The 20,028-nt window shown below is 65.6% G+C and carries 19 protein-coding genes and 1 pseudogene; 12 read left to right on the top strand and 8 right to left on the bottom strand.

Translation table 11 applies throughout. The features are described 5' to 3' along the window. A partial coding sequence (locus HNV26_RS31825; RefSeq protein ID WP_141258673.1) for a response regulator occupies nt 1-372 on the bottom strand: 372 nt, incomplete at its 3' end. A 170-nt stretch (nt 373-542) separates the two neighbouring features. Here HNV26_RS31825 and HNV26_RS31820 point away from each other — a divergent pair. Genes HNV26_RS31820 through HNV26_RS31795 form a run of 6 tightly spaced genes read left to right on the top strand, consistent with a single transcriptional unit; the run spans nt 543 to nt 7,848 of the window. Further along, nucleotides 543-1,025, top strand: coding sequence for a chemotaxis protein CheW (locus HNV26_RS31820; protein ID WP_011554146.1), 483 nt, complete (start codon nt 543-545; stop codon nt 1,023-1,025). Continuing rightward, a complete protein-coding gene (locus HNV26_RS31815; RefSeq protein WP_020478840.1) occupies nt 1,022-1,396 on the top strand; it encodes a CheW domain-containing protein in 375 nt (124 codons plus the stop codon). Before HNV26_RS31820 ends, HNV26_RS31815 begins: the two co-directional genes overlap by 4 nt. Nucleotides 1,397-1,401: 5 nt before the next feature. Then, a complete protein-coding gene (locus tag HNV26_RS31810) occupies nt 1,402-2,655 on the top strand; it encodes a methyl-accepting chemotaxis protein (RefSeq protein ID WP_090490581.1) in 1,254 nt (417 codons plus the stop codon). Between the two features lie 33 nt (nt 2,656-2,688). Further along, nucleotides 2,689-5,010: a hybrid sensor histidine kinase/response regulator gene (locus tag HNV26_RS31805; protein WP_171444738.1), complete on the top strand. Its 2,322-nt coding sequence runs from the start codon at nt 2,689-2,691 to the stop codon at nt 5,008-5,010. 37 nt (nt 5,011-5,047) lie between these two features. Further along, complete coding sequence (locus HNV26_RS31800; protein ID WP_171444737.1) at nt 5,048-6,052, top strand: chemotaxis protein CheB; 1,005 nt, start codon at nt 5,048-5,050, stop codon at nt 6,050-6,052. Continuing rightward, complete coding sequence (locus HNV26_RS31795) at nt 6,046-7,848, top strand: CheR family methyltransferase (protein WP_171444736.1); 1,803 nt, start codon at nt 6,046-6,048, stop codon at nt 7,846-7,848. Before HNV26_RS31800 ends, HNV26_RS31795 begins: the two co-directional genes overlap by 7 nt. Before the next feature lie 27 nt (nt 7,849-7,875). On the opposite strand, the gene HNV26_RS31790 is transcribed toward HNV26_RS31795, so the two are convergent. Together HNV26_RS31790 and HNV26_RS31785 are read right to left on the bottom strand one after the other, a co-directional pair. Beyond that, on the bottom strand, nt 7,876-8,196 hold the full coding sequence (locus tag HNV26_RS31790; RefSeq protein ID WP_141258669.1) for a polyhydroxyalkanoic acid system family protein: 321 nt from the start codon (nt 8,194-8,196) through the stop codon (nt 7,876-7,878). A 104-nt stretch (nt 8,197-8,300) separates the two neighbouring features. Further along, a complete protein-coding gene (locus HNV26_RS31785; RefSeq protein WP_171444740.1) occupies nt 8,301-9,767 on the bottom strand; it encodes a deoxyribodipyrimidine photo-lyase in 1,467 nt (488 codons plus the stop codon). A gap of 168 nt (nt 9,768-9,935) precedes the next feature. On the opposite strand from HNV26_RS31785, the gene HNV26_RS31780 reads away from it, so the two are divergent. From HNV26_RS31780 to HNV26_RS31765, 4 genes are all read left to right on the top strand, one after another. Continuing rightward, nucleotides 9,936-11,402, top strand: coding sequence for an ABC transporter permease family protein (locus tag HNV26_RS31780; RefSeq protein WP_171444739.1), 1,467 nt, complete (start codon nt 9,936-9,938; stop codon nt 11,400-11,402). 68 nt (nt 11,403-11,470) lie between these two features. Next, nucleotides 11,471-12,616: a DUF1015 family protein gene (locus tag HNV26_RS31775; RefSeq protein ID WP_171444735.1), complete on the top strand. Its 1,146-nt coding sequence runs from the start codon at nt 11,471-11,473 to the stop codon at nt 12,614-12,616. A gap of 184 nt (nt 12,617-12,800) precedes the next feature. Then, entirely contained in the window at nt 12,801-12,962 is a 162-nt protein-coding gene (locus HNV26_RS31770; protein ID WP_171444728.1) for a hypothetical protein, read from the top strand. Between the two features lie 342 nt (nt 12,963-13,304). Next, entirely contained in the window at nt 13,305-14,456 is a 1,152-nt protein-coding gene (locus tag HNV26_RS31765; RefSeq protein ID WP_171444734.1) for a hypothetical protein, read from the top strand. Between the two features lie 167 nt (nt 14,457-14,623). Here HNV26_RS31765 and HNV26_RS39420 read toward each other — a convergent pair whose 3' ends face one another. The 4 genes from HNV26_RS39420 to HNV26_RS31745 are packed head-to-tail and all read right to left on the bottom strand — an operon-like array spanning nt 14,624 to nt 18,861. Then, a complete protein-coding gene (locus HNV26_RS39420; RefSeq protein WP_171452932.1) occupies nt 14,624-15,133 on the bottom strand; it encodes a Mov34/MPN/PAD-1 family protein in 510 nt (169 codons plus the stop codon). Then, nucleotides 15,112-16,818, bottom strand: a complete 1,707-nt coding sequence (locus HNV26_RS31755; protein ID WP_171444732.1) for a ThiF family adenylyltransferase — start codon at nt 16,816-16,818, stop codon at nt 15,112-15,114. Before HNV26_RS31755 ends, HNV26_RS39420 begins: the two co-directional genes overlap by 22 nt. Continuing rightward, on the bottom strand, nt 16,815-17,798 hold the full coding sequence (locus HNV26_RS31750; RefSeq protein WP_171444731.1) for a nucleotidyltransferase domain-containing protein: 984 nt from the start codon (nt 17,796-17,798) through the stop codon (nt 16,815-16,817). Before HNV26_RS31750 ends, HNV26_RS31755 begins: the two co-directional genes overlap by 4 nt. Further along, nucleotides 17,773-18,861, bottom strand: a complete 1,089-nt coding sequence (locus HNV26_RS31745; protein ID WP_171444730.1) for a CBASS cGAMP-activated phospholipase — start codon at nt 18,859-18,861, stop codon at nt 17,773-17,775. Before HNV26_RS31745 ends, HNV26_RS31750 begins: the two co-directional genes overlap by 26 nt. A 92-nt stretch (nt 18,862-18,953) precedes the next feature. On the opposite strand from HNV26_RS31745, the pseudogene HNV26_RS31740 reads away from it, so the two are divergent. Together HNV26_RS31740 and HNV26_RS31735 are read left to right on the top strand one after the other, a co-directional pair. After that, nucleotides 18,954-19,109: pseudogene (locus HNV26_RS31740) on the top strand (IS3 family transposase); the annotation flags it as partial. 107 nt (nt 19,110-19,216) lie between these two features. Next, a complete protein-coding gene (locus tag HNV26_RS31735; protein WP_253817249.1) occupies nt 19,217-19,525 on the top strand; it encodes a hypothetical protein in 309 nt (102 codons plus the stop codon). 237 nt (nt 19,526-19,762) lie between these two features. On the opposite strand, the gene HNV26_RS31730 is transcribed toward HNV26_RS31735, so the two are convergent. Then, nucleotides 19,763-20,028 (bottom strand): hypothetical protein (locus HNV26_RS31730; RefSeq protein ID WP_216612912.1); only part of this gene is annotated, 266 nt, incomplete at its 5' end.

The following is a 20,028-nucleotide window of genomic DNA, read 5'->3' as shown; positions in this document are numbered from 1 at the left end:
GCCCAGGGCGGGGGGGCCAATGAGACCCATGACCCCGCCGAGCACGGCTTCGAGCCCACCGCTCTTCAGGATGTAGCCGTCCGCCCCCGAAGCCTTCGTCTTTCCGTCCAGCTCCGCCTCGGAGATGTCGGAATAGAGGACCAGCTTCGCGGTGACCTTCTTCTGCCGGCGGAGGTACTCCACGACGTCGTCGCCGAACATCTCCGGCATGTTGACGTCCATGAGGATGAGCGAGAACGGCCCCTCGGCGAGCTTCTGCTCGAGGCTGGCAAGGTCCTGCGCGCCGCTCGCCTGGTAGCCGGCGGCGGTGAGCGCCCGGACGGTGAGCTCCACCAGCATCGGGCTGTCATCAATGACCAGTACGCGCGACATCGTCCTCCTCAAGGGCTTCGCGGTAGAACCCTACACCTTTGGTGCAGCGCGGACCATCGAAACGGCGACCAGACGGGCTGGTCGTCAGGTCCTCTTGACCGCTATTCATCGCCTCCGGATACTTTGGCGCCTTGACCACGACCTCGACTCCCCTCCAGCGAGCACTCCGGATGGCTCCGGACCGCGCCTTGGCCGCCCAGGCCCGGCCGGAGCAGGAGTTCTTCTGCTTCCGCGTGGGCGACCTCCGCCTGGGCGTACCCAGTGAGAACGTGCTCGAAGTGCTTCGGGCCGGTCTGCTCACGCCCTTGCCCCGGACCCCGTCCTTCATCATGGGCGTCACCGGCCACCGGGGCGAGGTGCTCCCGGTGCTGGACCTGCTGCGCTTCCTCTCCAAGGGAGAGGCCCGCATCGGCCCGCGCACCCGCCTGTTCGTCGGCGTCACGGGCAGCTATGTGGCCGGAGTCGTCGCGGATACGGTGCTGGGGCTGCGCCGCATTCCCGTGGCGGACATCCTCCCACCGCCCCTGGGCGGCGACGCCGCGGCCGAGCACCTGCTGGGCGTGGTGCAGGCCAGCGGCAACCAGGAGGCCATCAACCTCCTCAACTTCTCCAAGCTGCTCCAGACGGCACGGCAGCGGGCGGTGGCGCGGTGAACGACGACGCCTTCCATGAGAAGGAGGAAGAGGTGGACCTCCTCTTCTTCGACATCGGCGCCACGCTCTACGGCACGGATGCGTCCCAGGTGCTGCGCATCGACCGCGCGCTGCCGGAGGACCTCACGCTGGCGGAGCTGGGCCTGCCCCACCGGGGCAACCGCGCCATCGTCTTCGACACCCCCGAGGGTGAAGCCCACCTCAAGGTGGACGCCGTGCATGGCGTGCGCTCCATCCCCGTCAATTCCTTGCGCCGGATGCCTCCCACGGCCGGCGCCGCAGCCTACGCAGTCGGTGTGTGCCTGGAAGAGGCCCGCACCGTGTTGCTCATCGATCTGGTCGAAACCGCAAGGACTCAAGGAAGGCACTGAGACACATGTCCCTGGACACCCCCAACGAGAAGCCCGCTGGCAAGGCTCGCGCCCGGAAGGCCCCCGCCTCCAAGGCCGGCGCCACGAACGCGGCGTCGACCTCTTCCTCCACCAAGGCCATCACCGACACGCTGCTGACGGTGCTGTCCGGCAACCTGCAGGCCCGCGTTCCCAAGGAACTGGTCGGTGAGTCCGGCGCGGAGCTGGCGCACCTGCTCAACCAGGTGCTGGACCAGTTCGCGGCCTCCGAGCACCGCAAGCACGTGGCGGCGCAGGAGATCGACCAGGCGCTGGACGCGCTCATCGGCCTGGTGCGCGAGGGCGACCTGTCCCGGTGGAACACCACCACCGAAGACCCGCAGCTCGGGCCCTTGCTGGAGGGCTTCGGCAAGGTCATCGAGACGCTGCGCACCTTCGTGCGAGAGATCAACGAGGCGGCGCTGAGGCTGTCCTCGTCCGCCAACCAGGTGCTGGCGGCCTCCACGCAGCATGAGACGTCCTCCACGGAGCAGGCGGCGGCCATCCACGAGACGACCGCCACCATGGAGGAGCTGAAGCACGCGTCGGCGCAGATCGCCGAGAACGCGGGCAGCGTGGCGCGCGTGGCGGAGGAGACGCTGGGCGCGGCGCGAGCGGGCCGGGGCGCCATTGGCGAGTTCATCCAGGCCATGCAGCAGATCCGCAGCGACGGCGTCGCGGTGGCGGACTCCATCGCGAAGCTGTCCAAGCGCGTGGAGCGCATCGGCACGGTGGTGGAGGTCATCGACGAGATCGCGGACCGCTCCGACCTGCTGGCGCTGAACGCGGCGTTGGAGGGCAGCCGCGCGGGTGAGGCCGGCAAGGGCTTCTCCATCGTCGCGGCGGAGATGCGGCGCCTGGCGGAGAACGTCCTGGACTCCACCAAGGAGATCAAGAACCTCATCACGGAGATTCGCGAGGCCACGGCCGCCGCGGCTGGTGCCGCCGAGGCGTCCAAGTCCGCCACGGAGTCCGGTGAGAAGCTGGGCGCGGTGGCGGCGCAGGCGGTGGAAGGCATCCTCGCCGGCGTCCAGGAGACGAGCGACGCGGCCCGCGTCATCAACCTCGCCACGCAGCAGCAGCGCACGGCCACCGAGCAGGTGGTGGCCTCCATGGCGGAGATCGAGGACGTGACGCGCCAGACGACGCAGGCCTCGAAGCAGGCCACGGGCGCGGCCGCGGAGCTGACGCAGTTGGCCGGACGGCTGGCCGAGCTCATCAAGCGGTTCAAGGCCGACTAGCGCTTCCTGGAAGGGGAGGGGCGTACGCCGGCCATGGACACCGAGGCTCTCAAGAAATCCCTCCTGAAGAAGTTCCAGGAGGTCACCGCCGACCGCCTCCAGAAGATTCAGCTGGGGGTATTGGACCTGGAGAAGGAGACCGCGGACCAGGCCGCGGAGGACGTCGCGCGCGAGCTGCACACGATGAAGGGCGAGGCCCGCATGTTGGGTCTGGCCGCCATCGGGCAGCTGGCGCACGCCGCCGAGGACGTCCTGCGCGCAGAGCGCGAGGGCAAGACGGCCACCGAGGTGGCCACCGACGTCCTGCTCAGGGCGTGCGACGTCCTCTCCGATCTCAACGAAGACCTGTCCGGCGCCAACACGGGCAACCCGGCCAGCGAGGAGATGGTCCGCATGCTCGCGGAAGTCTCCGGACAAACACCGCCCGCCATCCCTGGCGCACGGCCGGTGGCGCCGTCTCCCGCACCGCCGCCGGCCCCTGTCGCCGCGCCCGTGGTGGCACCGGCGGCCTTCGCCGCGCCGCCCGCTCCGGTGGCAGCGCCGCCGACGCAGGCCCCCGTGGCCGAGCCGGGAGCGCACGCCGCCGCAGCCGCGCATCACCCGGCTGCCGCGCATGGCCGTGACGAGGAGGCCCCGAGCGCCGCGAAGTCCGCGGTGGCCGACCGGAGCATCCGCGTCAACGTGGAGGTGCTCGACGCGCTGGGGTTGCTCGCGGGCGACCTGCTGGTGGAGAGCGCCCGCGGCCGGCTGCGCAGCTCGGAGACGGAGGCGTTGTTCGAGCGCTTCAGCCGCCTGGGGGATCGCTTCCTACGGCTGGCGGAAGAGATCGACATCTCGAACGAGGTGCGTGAGCAACTGGACCGCGTGGAGAGCGACCTCCACATGCTGCGCGACGACGCGTTCCGCTTCGTGCGTCGCAACGACGACGGCATCAACACGCTGCACGGCAACCTGGCGAAGATGGCGGACCACGTGGCCGAGGCCCGGCTGGTGCCGCTGTCCACCGTGTTCGACGCCTTCCCGCGCGCCGTTCGCGAGATGTCGCGCACGCAGGGCAAGGAAGTGGACCTGGTCATCGAGAACGCCGACATCGGCGTGGACCGGTCCATGCTGGGCGACGTGCGCGACGCGCTGGTGCACCTGCTGCGCAACTCGGTGGACCACGGCGTGGAGTCCCCGGACACGCGCCAGCAGCTGGGCAAGCCGCTCAACGGCCGCATCCGCATCCGCGTGCGCGTGGACGGCGACATGCTCCACATCGAGGTGGAGGACGACGGCCGCGGCATCGACCCGGAGCGGCTGCGTCAGGCGGCCATCTCCAAGCGCCTCATCAACGCGGTGCAGGCCGCTGCGCTGTCGGAGCGCGAGGCCATCGAGCTCATCTTCCGCCCCGGCTTCTCCACCCGTGACCAGGTCAGCGAGCTGTCTGGCCGCGGCGTGGGCATGGACGTGGTGAAGCGCAAGGTGGAGACGCTGGGCGGCTCGGTGGGCGTGAGCAGCCGCATCGGCCGTGGCTCCACCATCACCCTGCGCCTGCCGCAGTCGCTGGCGTTGATGAAGGTGCTGCTGGTGCGCCTGGGGGACGACGTCTACGGCATGCCCGCCGCGGACGTGGAAGCCGTCATGCGCGTCAAACCGGATGACCGGCTGGAGATCTTCGGCACGCTGGCCGTGCGGCACCGTGGCAAGCCCACGGCGCTGGTGGCGCTGGGGCCGCTGTTGGGCCTCAACGGCGGCAATCGCTTCGACAAGCCACCCGCGGTGGTGGTGCGTCACGGCGAGGACCACGCGGCGCTGGTGGTGGACGGCTTCGTGGACGAGCGCGAAGTGGCCGTGAAGCCTTGCGGCGGTGAGTTCCTCAAGGCCGCGCCGTTCATCGCCGGCACCGCGGCGCTGGAGGACGGGCGCATCGCCGTGCTGCTCCATGTCCCGGACATCATGGCGGAGGTGCGCCGGATGGCCCGCCCCGTCACCCAGGCCCCCGCCGCCAAGCGCCTCCGGGTGCTGCTGGTGGACGACTCGCCCATTGCCCGCGCCACGGAAGGGGCGCTGGTGAAGGCGCTGGGGCACTCGGTGGAGGAAGCCCAGGACGGCGAAGAGGCCTACGTGAAGGTGCAGAACAACACCTACGACCTCATCCTCACGGACGTGCAGATGCCCAAGCTGGACGGGTTCTCGCTGGCGCGGCGGCTCAAGTCGACGCCCGCGGTGGCTCGTATTCCAGTCATCATCCTGTCGTCGCTCGCCTCGCCCGAGGACAAGCGGCGCGGGTTGGATGCCGGCGCGGACGCGTACCTCGTCAAGGGCGAGCTGGGCGTGGAGGTTCTCGCGCAGGCCATCGACCGGCTGACCTGAGGAGCCAGGCTTGGGCGGTGGCGCGGCAGTCGCAGGGATGGCGTTTCGGGTGCTCATGGTGGGCAAGGGGCTGCGTGCGCTCGCGGCCCGGGGCCTGTTCGATGGGGAATCCCTGGTGCCCGTGGGGCCGGCGGAGGTGGACTTCGCCGGCGCCCTGGTGGCCGTGCAGCGGCACTTCCCGGACGTGGTGCTGGTGGACCTGAGCGCGCTGGACGCGCTGCCCGCCATCGAGCACGTCATGGTGGAGCGGCCCGTGCCGGTGCTGGCGTTGCACCCCGGCGTGTTGTCCGGCCAGGAGGCCTTCCAGGCGATGGTGGCGGGCGCGCTGGACGTGCTGGAGCGTCCGGCGAATCCCGGGCCCGAGTTCTGGGCGCACGTGTCGCGCAAGCTGGTGCTGCTGGCGCAGGTGAGGGCGGTGCGGCAGGTGCAGACGCGGCCGCCACCGCAGGCGGCGCGTGAGACGAAGCCGCCACCGCCGTATCCGCTGGTGGCCATCGCCGCGTCCTTGGGCGGCCCCAAGGCGGTGGCGCAGGTGCTGCGGATGATTCCGCGCGCCTTCCCGGCGCCCATCGCCTACTGCCAGCACATCAGCGACGGCTTCACGGAGGGGCTGGCGCACTGGCTGTCCAATGAAACGGCGCTGCGCGTGCTGGAGGCGGAACATGACGTGCTCATGGCGCCGGGCACCGTGTACATCGCTCCGTCGGGCAGTCACCTCTTGGTCAGACCCGAGGGTAGGTTGGAGCTGGACGCGGGCCCCGCGCTTCGCGGTTTCCGACCGTCCTGTGACATGCTGCTGACTTCAGCGGGTGAGTCGTTCGGCCCGCGCTGCATCGGGGTCATCCTGACGGGCATGGGGCGCGACGGGGCGCGAGGGTTGAAGGAGATTCGAGAGCGCGGCGGTCGGACCATTGCCCAGGACGAAGCGTCGAGCGTCGTCTGGGGCATGCCGCGCGAGGCGGTGTTGATGGGCGCGGCGCACGAGGTGCTGCCACTGAGCCGGATTGGCGCTGCGCTGATGCAGTGGGTGGATGTGTGTTGACGGCGAGCCAGAGAGTCTTGCAGCAACTCGCCGCGCTGCTGCTGGAGCGCGCGGGGCTGAAAATCACGCCGGATGGCTTTCATAGCCTCCGGCTTGCGCTGTCCGCGCGGATGCCCGTGCTGGGGCTGGAAGAGCCCGAGCACTACATCCAGCGCCTGACGGGCGCCGGTGGCGAAGAGGAGCTGCGCTCGCTGTTGCCGCTGGTGACGGTGGGGCACACGGAGTTCTTCCGCGACGCGAAGCAGTTCCGCGCGCTGGAGAAGAGCGTGCTGCCGGACCTGGTGTCCCGTTCGCGGCGCGAGATGCGCAAGGTGTCCATCTGGTCCGCGGGCTGCGCGACGGGTGAGGAGCCCTACAGCCTGGCCATGGTGCTGGCGGAGCTGGGCGCGCTGTCGCTGGAGGTGGACCTATGGGCCACCGACCTCAACCTGGCCGCGGTGGAGGCCGCGAAGCAGGGGCGCTTCACCTCGCGCCGGGCCATCAGCATCAACCAGGCGCGGCTGACGCGCTTCTTCAAGCCCGTGGAAGAGGGCTATGAGGCGCTGCCCGCGCTGCGTGAGTACATCCGCTTCGATGGACAGAACCTGGCGGTTCCCGTCTTCGACAAGGTGGCCCTGTCTTCGCTGGACCTCATCCTCTGCCGCAACGTCATCATCTACTTCGACCTGCCCACCATCCGCGGGTTGATGGACCGCTTCCTCGCCGCGCTGCGGCCGGGCGGGTTGTTGTTCCTGGGGTACTCGGAGAGCCTCTTCAAGGTCTACGACCGCTTCGAGATGATCGAAGTCGATGGGGCGTTCGTGTACCGCCGCCCGCTGAACGACAAGAGCATGCGGGCGCCGCCGCTGCGCATCACGCCGTATCCCGGTGAGCCCGATGTCGCCGCGCGCAGGCCCGTGCCCGCGGACGCGTTCACCGCGGACCTGCGCAAGCGGATGCAGCCCGAGGACGTCCCGTTGACGACGCGGCTGCCCGCGGTGTCTGCGTCGTCGGTGGCGGCGCCGGGCTCGCCCAGCGTGACGTTGCCGGCGGTGGGGGCCTCTTCGAGTCCGCGTTCCGTGATGCCGGGGCGACTGCCCGCGGTGTCGCCTCACTCGCCGCTGCCGGCCATCGCCGCGCCGCCGCCGCCCAGCGTCGCGCGCTCGCGTGTCACCGCGGAGCTGCCCACGGTGGGGAGCGCGGACTCCGTCCGTCCGCGCATCACCACCGAGCTTCCGGCCGTGGCCATCACGCCGCGCGCGCCCACCGTGGAGGTGCCCGCCTGGCCCACGCTGCTGCCTCCGGCGGAGCGGCTGGCCATGGCGGTGCGGAAGATGGCGCAGGGCGATTTCTCGGCGGCCATCGCTGGCGTGCAGCGGCTGCTCGCGGACGAGCCCAGTGACTTGGATGGGCTGCTGACGCTGGGCAACCTGTTCTCGCTCACCGGCCGCATCCCCGAGGCGCGCGAGGCCTTCGCACAGGCCATTCAGCGCGAGCCGCTGTGCGTGGAGGCGCGGGTGTTCGGCGGGGTCGCCGCGTTGCAAGCAGGGGAGTTGAGCGAGGCGCGCTCCGAGCTAGGCAAGGCCCTGTTCCTGGAGCCCACGCTGGCCATTGGCCACTACCTGCTGGCGCAGGTGCACGAGCGCACGCAGGACCATGAGGCGGCCCGTCGCAGCTACCGCAACGCCATTGCCCAGCTTCGCTTCCCGCAGCGCCCCCTCGCGGGGCACTACCCGGAGATGCCGGACTCGGCGGATGCCATCTCTCGCGCGGCGCGTTACGCCCTGGCCGCGTTGGAGGAGCAGCCCCTGCGCTGAGGCAGGGGCCGCGTCCCGTGCTTCACGTCAGTCCAGGCTGCTCTTGACCTGGTCCAGGCTCTTGTTCGGGTCCAGCACGGCGCCGAACTTCTTCTGCAGGTAGCTCTTGGCCTGGCCGCGCAGCAGCATGCCAGGGTCGGTGCCCTCACCCTCGACGGCCTTGTCGGTGATGACGAACGAGGCGTCCATCTGGATGCCCATCACCTTGCCGACGATTTTCGCGCCTTCCCCCTGCCAGTCCGCCTTCACGCCGTACTTGCCGCCCCAGTACTGGAGCAGCTGATCGACGCGCTGCTTGACCTCCTCCTTGGGGAGGGAGTGGGGGATATCGAACTTCATCATTCCCATGACTGGCTCCTGATCTCGGTGTCCCGCTTCGTGCGTTTATCCGTGCCCGAGCGGGAATGGAACCGCCGTGTCACTTTTGGGCGCGCGGATGTCAACAGGCTTGCTCACGGGCCTGCCGTCTTGCGAACGCGCTTGAGCTTCACCGGTGGGTCCTCCGGGCGGCCCCAGCGCTCCAGGTAGGGGGCCAAGTTGTACTTGGCCGCCGTGCGCAGGGAGCTCATGGGCCGCACCTTGCCCAGCACCTGCCGCTCCTGGAAGGGGCGGTCATGCAGTCCCAGCACCCACATGAAGTTGGCGACGCTCGCGGGGTCCCTGCCATCCACCGCGTACTTGTCGTTGAGGAACGCGATGCGTTGCAGCGCTTCCTCGGGGGAGGGAGTCCACTCCAGGATTTTCTTCCCCCACAGCATGCGCAGGTAGTTGTGGATGCGGCCACGCTCCACCAGTTCGCGCTGAGCCGCGTTCCACAAGCCGTCCGCGGTCCGTGCTGTCTCCAGTTGCTTCAACGAATAGTGGTGCTCGCGCGCGTCCTTCTGGTGGCGGGTGAGTGTCTCCTTCGCCCACGGAGGCAGGGAGGCCACGGAGAGCTGCTGCGGCCCCGGCGTGTGGAAGCAGTAGTTGAAGCCCAGCTCTCGGCGGACGAGCAGCTCCTCCAGGAAGCCCTGCACCGAAGCATCCTGCGCGCCGCGTGCGCGGATGGCGGCGCGCGCGGCCTCTCCCGCGAAGAGGTTGCCCCAGTGGAAGAAGGGGGACAGGTTGGACTGCCGCGCCAGGCCCGGGTCGTTGCGTCCTTCGTCATAGCCGTCCAGCCGTTGGTGCACGAAGGCCTGGAGCGCCTCGAGGCCCGCCTGTCGTCCTCCGCGCTCCTGGATGGGCGCCACCGAATGGTCGAAGTCGAAGGCGCCCAGGGACTCGCGGGCCTCGCGTGCGTCCGATGTGGCGAAGTCCGGCTCCAGCTTGCGTCCGGCCGCGGCGGCCTTCACCGCGCGGTTGGGCACGGCGCGGTCCAGGTACTCCGGCCACAGCTTCTTCAGCTTGGGCCGCAGGGTATAGGCGCCAATCTGTCGCGTGGCGATGCGCTGCATGGGCACCACGCATGACGCATCCACGGCGAACAGCGGCACGTCCAGGGCCTTGGCGGCGCCACGCAGGTGGCCCGGGATGATGTACGTGGGGAACAGGTCTGACACGATGGCGGCGGCGCGCCGGCCGAGTTGGGCCAACCGGGGACGGTGTTCCTTCGCGGTCCGGGGCAGCTCCAGCCAGTAGGGCAGTCCGCGGGCGGCGCAGCCGGTGGCCATGTCCATCATCCCCTCCAGGGCCCAGGCGTGGAGCCTGTCGGAGGCATGGGGGTAGTCCGGACGGATGGCCTGGTAGACGACGACGGGCAGGCCCAGGTTGTTGCCCAGGCCGATGGCGGCATCCAGCGCGTGGTTCTGTTCGGCGCGATGGTTGACCATGCACCAGTAGAGGATGAAGTCGCGGCGGCCGGGAGGAAGGGGGAGGTCCTTCACCACCTGGACGCGCGCCGAATCGACGCCGAGTTCGGACCACGAGAAGCCTTCAGGCATGGGGCCACACTGATACGCGAGCTGCATTCGCGTCGTGGAAGAAAAGAAGTGCGTGGCTGTGAACGAAGGGACAGGGAAGGCCGGATGGCACTCCAATTTCCGGCACCCGAGGACAGGTTGTGGTTTTCTGCCGCCCGGCCGGACCGAAGGAGTCCTTGCGTGTCATCATTGAGAAGCTGGAGCTATCTCCCCATCACCGCCCTCGCTCTCGCGCTGGTCCTTCCGGAGCCCGCGAAGGCGCAGGCTGGCGGAACCTATCCATCCCCGGGGTCTGCGCAGCCTCCGTCTGCCCCCGCGGGTTATGCGGCCCCTCCGCAGGCCACGTATCGCCAGACGGCGCCGCAGCAGCCCGCGGACCCGTACGCGCAGCCGCCGCAGACGCAGCAACCCGCGGACCCATACGCGCAGCCGCCGGCGTCCGCGCAGCCGACGGACCCGTATGCGCAGCCGCCGCAGCAGCAGCCCGCGGACCCATACGCGCAGCCGCGGACGCAGCAGCCGTCAGCGGATCCATATGCGCAACCGCCACAGTCCGCGCAGCCGGCAGACCCGTATGCGCAGCCGCAGCAGCCGGTAGACCCGTATGCGCAGCCGCAGACGCAGCAGAGCTACCCCCCGGCGCAGAACGCCTATCCTCCTTCGGATGCCCAGGACCCGGCTCGTTACCCGGGTGACACCGCGACGGCGAGCGACGCGCCCACGCTGCCTCCGGATCCGGATTCGCTGCGGACGAAGCCGCAGTCGCCGCTGACGCCGGACGACCGGGCCATGGCGAAGCGGGGCGTGCCTCCCGTCGAGGACACCGGGGTGATGCTGGACGGCAGGCCGCGCCAGGGCCCGTTCCTCTCCGGTCCGGGGAGCCTCAGCTTCATCGTGCATCACACGACACTGGGCGCGTTGGGTGGCTTCTTCACGCAGGCGTTCGCCAGCGATTTCAACTTCGACAAGAGCTCGCGTGAGGCGATGCTGGCGGGCACGCTCATCGGCGCGGGCCTGGGCTTCGGTGCCTCGTCGTGGTGGCAGTTCAACAACTGGGTGGACCGCCCCATGGCCACCTTCGGCATCGCCAACTCGGTGGTGGGCGGCATGTTCACCGCGGGCCTGATGGACCTCTTCACGCAGGACGCGGGCGTCCTGACGTGGTCCGCCTTCCTGGGCGCGGAGTTGGGTGCGTGGCTCACGGCGGGCATTGGCGGCGGCCAGCTTCCGCTCAATGACGGCTTGCTGATTTCGTCCGGTGCGGGCTGGGGCGCGGCCTATTCGGCGCTGCTGTTGGCCATCATCCATTTCTCCGGGACGCCTGTGTCCGGCAAGACGTGGCGGGACACGTTGCTGCTGGCGCCGGGCATCGGCGCGGGCGCGTTGGCGCTGGCCACCATGCGTTACAACCCGACGCCGTCCCAAATCGTCCGAGCCAACATCTTCGGCGGCGGCGTGGGCGCGGTGGTGCTGCTCCTCTCCGGCCTGGTGCTGGGTGGTTTCGATCAGTCCACGCCGTACGTCCTGTCATTCCTCGGCTCGGCGGGGGCCATCACCACGGTGAGCCTGCTGTGGGAGGAGAGCGTGGACCGCTCCGCCCTGAAGATGGCTGGCCGCTCAGAGAAGGACCGGCCGTATACGAACGTCTGGTGGTAGACGCGGCCTAGGGCAACCAGGCGCGCGCCATGGCACGGCGGGGCAGGAGGCACCACCTTCCCCCCGACATGGCGCGCGTCAATCCATTTTCGGCTCTACTCGGCTCGCTGGATTCCTCGCTGGAGCCCAGCAGCTACGTGCCGCGTGGCAATGCGGTGCCCCAGCCGTCCCACGTCCGGCCTCTGCTGGAGGCGGCCAATCCCACGGCGGAGCTGCGGCGCCTGCGAGACTCGGGCGCGCTGCTGAAGGACTCCCGTCCCGCGATGTACCTGGTGGAGGTGCAGGGGCCTGCTGGCAAGCTCGGCGGCCCGCCGGTGCGCTTCCTCCTGTGTGCGCTGAATCCGGATGCGGGCGCCTCGCTGGAGCATGACCCGTACCGGCCCAGGGCCTGGGAAGCGGAGCCCGCCGTCACCCTGACGGCGGATGACCATGGCGTCCTGCGAGGATTGCTCGCGGAGGCCTCTGAGCGCGCCATCGTCGTGTGGGAAGGGCGCTACGGACAGAACACCCTGTCGCTGCGGCGCATCGAGCCTTCCCCCGTGTCGAAGCGGCTCCAAGCCGTGCTGGATGAAGCGCCCATGCGCCCGCTGGCGGCGCTGGACGAGCGCGGCCCGACGCTGGCGGCCGTCGTTCCCCTGTCCGACCCGGGGCTGGAGCTGCTGCCCATCCACCGCGCGCTCAAGGGCGTGGAGACCTTCAAGGAGGAGACGTTCCTCACGCTGGTGACGGCGTATGCGCGAGTCTACGAACTGGATGAGCCCCTGAATACGCCGCGCGGTCTGGCGGTGGCGCGAGAGCGACTGGCCACGCTCATCACCGGGCACCACGCGGTGCTGCTGGTGTTGCCGGGAGGGCGAGGCCGCATCCTCCGGTTCCGTCAGGGGTTGGACCTGGCGCACCTGAAGGGGGCGCCGCGCAATCCCACGCTGCGGAGCCTGGACCTGGCGCTGCTGAACGCGCTGGTGCTGCGGACCGTGCTGGGCATCAAGGACCCGGAGGCACCGGGGCACTCGCAGGTGTACCCGGTGCAGGGCCTGGAGTCGCTGGTGCAGGGCGTCGAGTCGGGGATGTTTCAGGCGGGCTTCGCCCTCAATCCGCCGCCGCTGTGGGAGGTGCGCGCGGTGATGGAGGCGCAGGCGACGCTGCCGCCCAGCACGCTTCGGGTCGAACCGTTGCCGCCGGCGGGGCTGCTCTACCTGGACCGGGAAGGCTGACCCGTTGGCGTGAGGGTCCTGCGCCAAACTCCGCCGGAGGACCTGCCCCGGCGTGTTCCGCTCGAACTCCAGCCGGGGCCGGGGGAGACGCTGGACTCGATTTGTGGCGGTGGAGTGCACGGGCAGCTTCGCGCACGTGCTGTGCAATCCGCCGTATCGGACGCGGGCATCCGGACGCAGCAGCATGTCTATGGAGAAGGCGATCGCCCGGCACGAGCTGACATGTGAAACCCAGGACGTGGTGCGCGCCGTGGACCACCTGCTGGTGCCCTACGGCTCCGAGATAGTGTTCGGCACGGGCCCTGGCGGCCACCGCGCACCGGGCAAGCTCCTCGGCCCGAGGTAGTGCCCGACATGAGCGCTGGCGCTACTGCGCACCGGGTAGGCGCCACGGCTCCGCGGTAATGCTCGGCGCGGGCAATCTCCACGGCCGGAGGTAGTTCTGTGTGCGGGCGCTGGCGCCACGGCGCCACCGGGCAGGCACCACGAACCCGATGTAGTGTTCGGCAGGGGGCCTGGCCGCCGCTGTGTACCACCGGGCCAGCCCCGAGGTGATGCTTGGCGCGGGTGGCTTCCACCACCCGAGGTGGTGCGCGGCATGGGCGCTGGCGGCCACTGCGCACCGGGCAAGATCTTCGGTGTAAGTTGAAACATACAGCCCGTAGTTCGAAGAGCCAGGAGGAGAGTAATGCCTGCGCCGAGGTGCCCCGATCAATTCGAGGGGAAGGTTTCGGCTTTCATTGTTCGATTCTCAAGTGAAACGCTTCTCAAGCCCGACGCGATGGCAAGTGCCCACCTTCACGTCAGGATGGCGATGCAAGAAAGCGAACTGTTGCTGGTGAGGAATTTTGGCGGGTACCAGAAAGCGGCAGAACGCTATCATTTGAGCAACCGGCGATCATTCGTGGTTGGCGATAATGAGCCCGTCGTATGGCACTGGCGGCACCATTATGAGCAAAGACCTGTGGATCTGCTCGACGCGCTCAAACGTCAGTTGATTCCCATTAGCATCGCCGTATCGTCGGGGGAGAAAGAGGCAAGTTGGGCTACCTGGGGCAACGGCGATGCCGGTCGCCCCGAAAACAGGTGGCGCGGCGTGAAGGGGGGCCGCTGGAAATTATGCCATGTCTTTCCGGCCGCACCTTCTCACCTCGATGATTCTGAGGAGGCAATCCTGGCTCGGTTTGTCCGGAACTTTCATCCCATAAATCAGTTCTGGTTTGCCTCAGACTACAATTGGAAGAGTCGCGGAAGATATGAAATGTCGCCGAAGGCGCGGCTCGGCGAGTGGCCAGAAGTGTGCATGGCCTTCTGGAGAGCGTACTCCGCTAGGTATCCCCAAGAGGCTGTGTGGTTCCAAAATGCGGCACGGCTGAGCGAGCGTGAGTTGCAAGCGGCGAATTTCGCTTCGGATCCGCTGATTAAGTTCTGGTGGCGAGCTGAACCCCCAGTGCCCCCTTCGTCTGGCGGTACGCGGATAAGTCCTTCAATTGCCCAGAGTGCCACAGGATCAGAGAACGCTTTGAAGAAGAGGCTAGACAATATCTGCAGCATTCGCGAGACGGGCACCGGACGATTCCACCTGAGTCAAATGGGGAAAACGATCGGAGGAAGCGAGCGGGACGTGCCGTTCAGATTTCAGGTCGTCGACGCCTCTGGAGGCGTCATTGCTGAATCAAGTGAAGAGACCGCAAGAGGGCTTGGAATCGCCGAAAGAGGTAGGCGCGACTATGACGCAGACAAGTATCATCAAACGGATTTCATGAAGTGGGAATGCGGTCAGGGGCTCGTTCCATTTCAGGCTCTTGCTAGAAGGGTTCGACACTGGGCCTACTATTAGTCGTCGACCTGCCTGGCACATCCGAGACAGCTTCGGTGCGAATAGAAGGAGAGGCGCAGTGATAGGTAATCATCCTTGTGCAACATAGGCACAGGCTAACGGCTACAGCCCCTGAGTATTCGCAGGACTGCCGCGAACTCCCGCGAGAAACGGGGCTGATTAGGATTTCACGCGGAAAAGGAGACCGGCTGTAGTTGCTGCACAGTCATATGGTGACGATCTAACTCCCAAATCTGTGTCGAGACTATGCCGACTATCAAGAAAAGCAGGAAGTTCTGCTCAAGCACTGCTCGTGATGCAATCCATCGCCAATTCTCCAGGTCGACAGTCGATGGGTGCGGGTGAGTTTCTGGGTGAGAGTGCCATTCGCCCAAATAGTTCATTGTCCCATTTGAAGATGCCCATGCATCGTCAACCAAGCGCTGCGCAGGCGACTTGCTCCGGAAGAACCTGAACCTCGACCGAATGTCACTACCAGTAGGCTCACTGGCTTGATCAACCACTATATTTTCCGAATCGACGATGCAGCGGCCGAGCAGGACTCCTCCCGCCTCATGGTCGCGGTCCTTGATTTGGCGGTGACGAATCAGCAACTGCACAACACATTCTGAGACAGCAACTTGACCTCCGTTCGGGCGGCGGAATACGAGCGATGTCACCTTGCGCACCTCGGACATCCAGCGTGCTGCGTCACTTCTGTGCGTCCGCCTGGGGACATCTGACGTGCGCGTGCAGAGAGCGCAAGTTTGGCGGATTGAGGCGCAGCATTTGGCTCAAACCACGAAACCAAGGTCGAGTTCTTCAGCTCGCCAGCAAGGATACGGAGTGTAACGCGAGCGGCCTCAATTCCAGCGCGTTGGGCGTCCAAGGAACCAAAAGGCGTGAAAGTGCCAGCGCAACCTCCGACCGCTGCGGAGAAGTCTTGCCCAGGTTCGTAAAATGAGGCCTTACAGCGGAGTCCGTGGACGTCATCTGCGTCAAATAGGCATCCAAGACAGCCTATCTCTGGATGGCCATCTGCAAGTACATGGCCAGCAATCCCATGCGCTTCAAGCCAAACATGGATGAGGCGGGATTCTGCCCTTAGGGATTCACTCATTCGGAGTTCAAATGTATGGTCACCCGTTGCAAGAGCCACCAGGTCATGACGTCGAGCAAGTCCCGGGTCCTTATCGAGAACTTCTTCAAGACGGGTGCCATGTACGTCTAGAGAGACATGCGGAAGTCGAGATTGAATGACTGTCCTAAGTGCCTCGACTTTGGGACGGCCGACATGGGCGAGTCCAAGGACATGGCGTATGGCGTTTTCAGATCTCAACTGGTCATCATCAACCAAGGTCAGGTGGCCAATGCCGCTATCTGCGAGGCACATCGCCAAGTAGCCACCAACTGCACCGCAACCGACAATGAGAACGCGTTTCCCTCTGTAACTCGCTGATGAGCCGGTTCTAGCTTCCAAGAAGTCAGCGTCACCTCGTTGGATGTCTAGGCGCTCACCTCGCTTCCGCCCATTGCGCCCAACTGCGATGCCGAGAGGTACTCTGCCAATTCGAAATCCATCAGATGGCAGACTCGAACTCAATCGCCAAGCAAAAACAGCGTCGCCATGACTATTGTTGATGGGGAACGAAAACAAGAATGTCAATCGCGTCTGTCCACCAGTTAGCCAACGCTCGACTGTGATGCGGGAGGCGTCATCTAGATGCTTGCGAATCAGAGTGCCGACGTAGCGAAGATTCGTCTCTGCTTCGAATGGTGGAGGCATTACGGGTGTCTTGAGACGAATAAGCCATGCCGGTTCAACAGCGCCAATCCGAAGTCCAATTCGCTCAGCAGTCGTGCGTAACTCATCGGCCGATTCACCAGCGACGAATGCAATGCTTCCTCGCCCTTTCGCTGTCTCTGCAATCGCGACCTCCCTGGAGTTACCCTTAACGTCGCAGAACGTGAGGACAGTTCGACCTGCACTTGACGCCCAATACGCGCTGAACTCTTGTTGAAGGTCCCCCGCATTCTCGCCCTGTAGCCCCTTGAACAGAATGTTCTGCGCGCGAAGGAGCGCTTCGCGCACAAGCGAAGCCGGGCGCGTGGCATCGAGAAGCAATCCATTGCTCGATGCAATGCAGACCTTGCCGCTTCTTTCAACGTGGGGGATTTGCCGACCGAGTTTTGTTCGGTCGACTTTCACTACCGGAAGGTCATACGGGAACCCACGCGGCAGCGAAACGAGCACCGGGGTGGGTGAGCCGCCAATGTTGAGTTCGCCTTCCCAAGTGAGTGGCTGAGCTGTGACATTGAACCCTAATGCTGCCAAAGCGGCTCCCCCCTCGATGACGGCCGAGTCCACACCAACTTGCTTCATGCAGAAGAACTCGATGTGATGATTGCCGGTGCCTGGGTCTTCTTACCGGTCTGATCTGGCGGTGGAACCGGAAAATCATCACCAAAGATTGGAACTAGCAGCTCACAGGCCTTTGTTGGGTCAGTTTCTTGATTCGAAGCTTCGAGTGCATCCTTCATCGCCTGGAAGCGGCTGATCAGTGCGGCCATGTGTTCATCACTCAGCTTGGCGAACATGTCTTCGTATTCAGGCGAAGGTTTATTTGCCACAACCCGTGTCTGACTCGTTACAAACGAGGCGATTCCTAAGAGCGCGGCTCGATCATCCGGTTTGCCATCCCAACTCAGTGCCCTCGCAAGATGGCCAATCGAAAGCAAGGTAAACGCAAGCCCCGATGGTTTTGCCTCGGATTCTTCGGGCTGTTGAACATCGTCCCAGCGTTTCAGACATCTGATCACGCGTCGAAGCTGGTTGGTTTGGGTCCCCCCCTCGGTATCTGCAAACGCGGATTGTGCATCATCTACGTACTTGAGGAGCTTCGATGGATCTGCAGCGATCCAACCTTTTGAAGAATGAGCAAGTCGAAACTGCTCGCCCGTGGTGTCGTCCGTCCACCATGCATAAGGTACGAGGTCAACGTGGAAACCTTTGGCATACCCAACGCGAATGCAGGGGCCTTTGGCCTCGACGTTGTCCGTATGATTTTTCACCGCATCGAATACCCATTGACGAACCTCCGTGGCAGTATGCTCTTCCTCATTGAACTTGAATCGCATCCCGACGTCGATGTCGTATTCCTTCTCTCCGATTGGCTTCACCCCAGTCCGCATGATGTAACTACCCTGCATTAGGCGCAGGAAAGAAGGGCGCTTCGCGTCGGTGAGCGACTTCTCGATCTTCTCAAGGATGATGTCGCGCTTATCCCGGAGTTCCTGATTGGTGTCGTAATCAGTGCGAATGGTTTCGTGAAATTTTTCAAACTGTTTCTGGATGTTCGCCATGGTTCAGCCTTCGCGTAGTCAGAAGAGGCCTCACGCGATTCCGGAAGTCGTTCTGCGAAGCCGCGTTCGTTCCGATTGAAATGAGATCTTGGGTGGCCCCATCGTCGGCGACATCCAGCCCCAAGTGTGGATGGGTTGGCAGGTCGGATCGTACATACGCTCCGACCTTTTCTCCGCCATCTCCTGCCCCGAGGCCCAGCATCACACGTGTAACAGCTGAATGTGTAAGCTTCATTGTCGAACCGATAAACAGTTCGGCCAAGCTCGGCCCCCAACCAAAGATCCCGCGACTCAGCCGAAATCGCTCGAAACGGCTGGGCGGCCTAGTGCGTTCCGCCGCGCTACGTGGATCACGAGGTGTGGCTACTGACAAAATTTGAAGCTCTGAGGGACGACGCCCAAGATACCCAACGCCCTCTGTGAAGGCGAGCAGCGTCGGATTGTTGGCGTACACCCCTCCGTCGATAAACTGCTCAACGGCACCAGAGGTAGGAGACGTAATGGTGGCGATCGGAAGATAGGTTGGTGCTGCAGATGTTGCGAGAGCAATATCACGCACGTGGTAGCCGCTGTCCCGCGTCAATTCTGGGGAATGGTCAGTTTTGAAGATACGCGGCGTTCCAGTAGTAAGGCAGAAGGCGGGTACAATCACATACTTTCCGCGCGCTTTGATATCCCCTAGAGTTGCATCGCCGAAGGTCGCTGCGAGGGCCTCTTTCAATTTGGTGTTCGAGTAACGAGCGAAGAAGAAGCCTCGCAAAATGCGGGCAGCACGCGAGCCCGGGAACTTGTTGTTGAAAACTTCAGTGCCAAGGCGCTTGTAAAGGTCAACAATCTCCGCGGCCGATTTTCCATGGGCGAGAGCGAGCGCGATGATTCCGCCCGTGCTCGTGCCGCAGAAGAGATTGAACTCGTCGGCGACCTTAATATCGAAGTGACGTTCAAGCTCCGCCAGGAAGCTGGCCGTGGCGAGCCCAAGGTAACCACCTCCGTCGAGGCAGATGGCGCGCAACGGTTTCGCAGCCGACATGTGCGAGGCACTGCTGTTGGAGTGTGGCTCCATTCCAGCGGACGGTAGTGGAACTATCTGTTGTGATCAAGGTCGTGGTCTGCCCCCCCGATTATCGGACCATTTGAAGCGTGAGAGAGTCATCGCGGCCAGGAGGTAGGTCAGTCGTGAGGAAGCGCGTCGCCCGACTGATGCCGCAGAAGGGGCTGCGCGCCCGAGTGCGCCACCGCTTCGTCAAGACGACGGACTCGGCCCACAACCACCCGGTGGCGCCCAACGTCCTGGAGCGCGACTTTTCCCCCTGAGCGATCCCCTCATTTCAGCGAGCTGCCCACCAGCCGCCTGCCAACCGGCTCCGTGCGAGGTGGGGTGGTGAGAGGCAGGAGGAGAGGCCATTCTGGTACGCAAGGTGGCCATCAACGAAGAGCAGGTGCGAACGTTCCTGTCGAACTTGTTCGAGGAGGACCTGCACGCCAAGCGGGTGTTGTCGCTGTCGCACGCGACATTGGGCGTGGTGCACGCGGCCTCCTTGTCGGTGCACGCCATTGGCCAGGCGCTGGCATGGGCACGGGGCGGCGTGCAGAAGCACGGCATCAAGCAGGTGGACCGGCTGCTGTCCAACGAAGCTGTGGACGTGTGGAAGTTGGCGGCCGCATGGGTGCCGTACGTGCTGGCCGAGCGCGACGAGGCTCTGGTGGCGCTGGACTGGACGCGGTGAGCGTCAAGGTAGATGTCGCGTGAAAGGGTTCAACCGATGCGCTTCAATTCCAGCGCTGCCGGGGTGAGGTTCGGAGAGGGGCCGAGGCGGACGGGGCCTGCGGGTGTCCAGTCGCGCGTGTCGCGGCTCCATCGCTCGGGGTGACGGGATTTAGCGCGTTGGTACACCTGGTGCCGTCGGGTCAGCAGCGCGCCCTCGCGGCCGAAGTGCCTGTCGTCGGGGGCATCCGCTTCCGGTTTAGCTGCTGCTCCCGAGGGAAGCCTCACGCTTGCGCCGTTCACGCTCGCGACGTTGCTGGTGTGAGCGGGCGGTCACCTCTGCGATGAGGAGGATGCGCTCCTCCAATTGCTCCAGCGTCACGCCCCTGTTCATCATCGCATGCGACAGCAGCAGCGGGGCACAGCGGGTCAACGCCAGCACCAGTGCGAGCCGCCCCGTCGCCTGCTGCTGGCCCGACGCGTCTTCCTTCTGCGGCATCGACAATTCCAGCAGCCGCGAGAGGG

The organism is Myxococcus xanthus, from assembly GCF_013116825.1.
GTDB classification, from domain to species: Bacteria; Myxococcota; Myxococcia; order Myxococcales; family Myxococcaceae; genus Myxococcus; species Myxococcus xanthus_B.
This window is presented reverse-complemented; position numbering and strand designations above follow the sequence as displayed.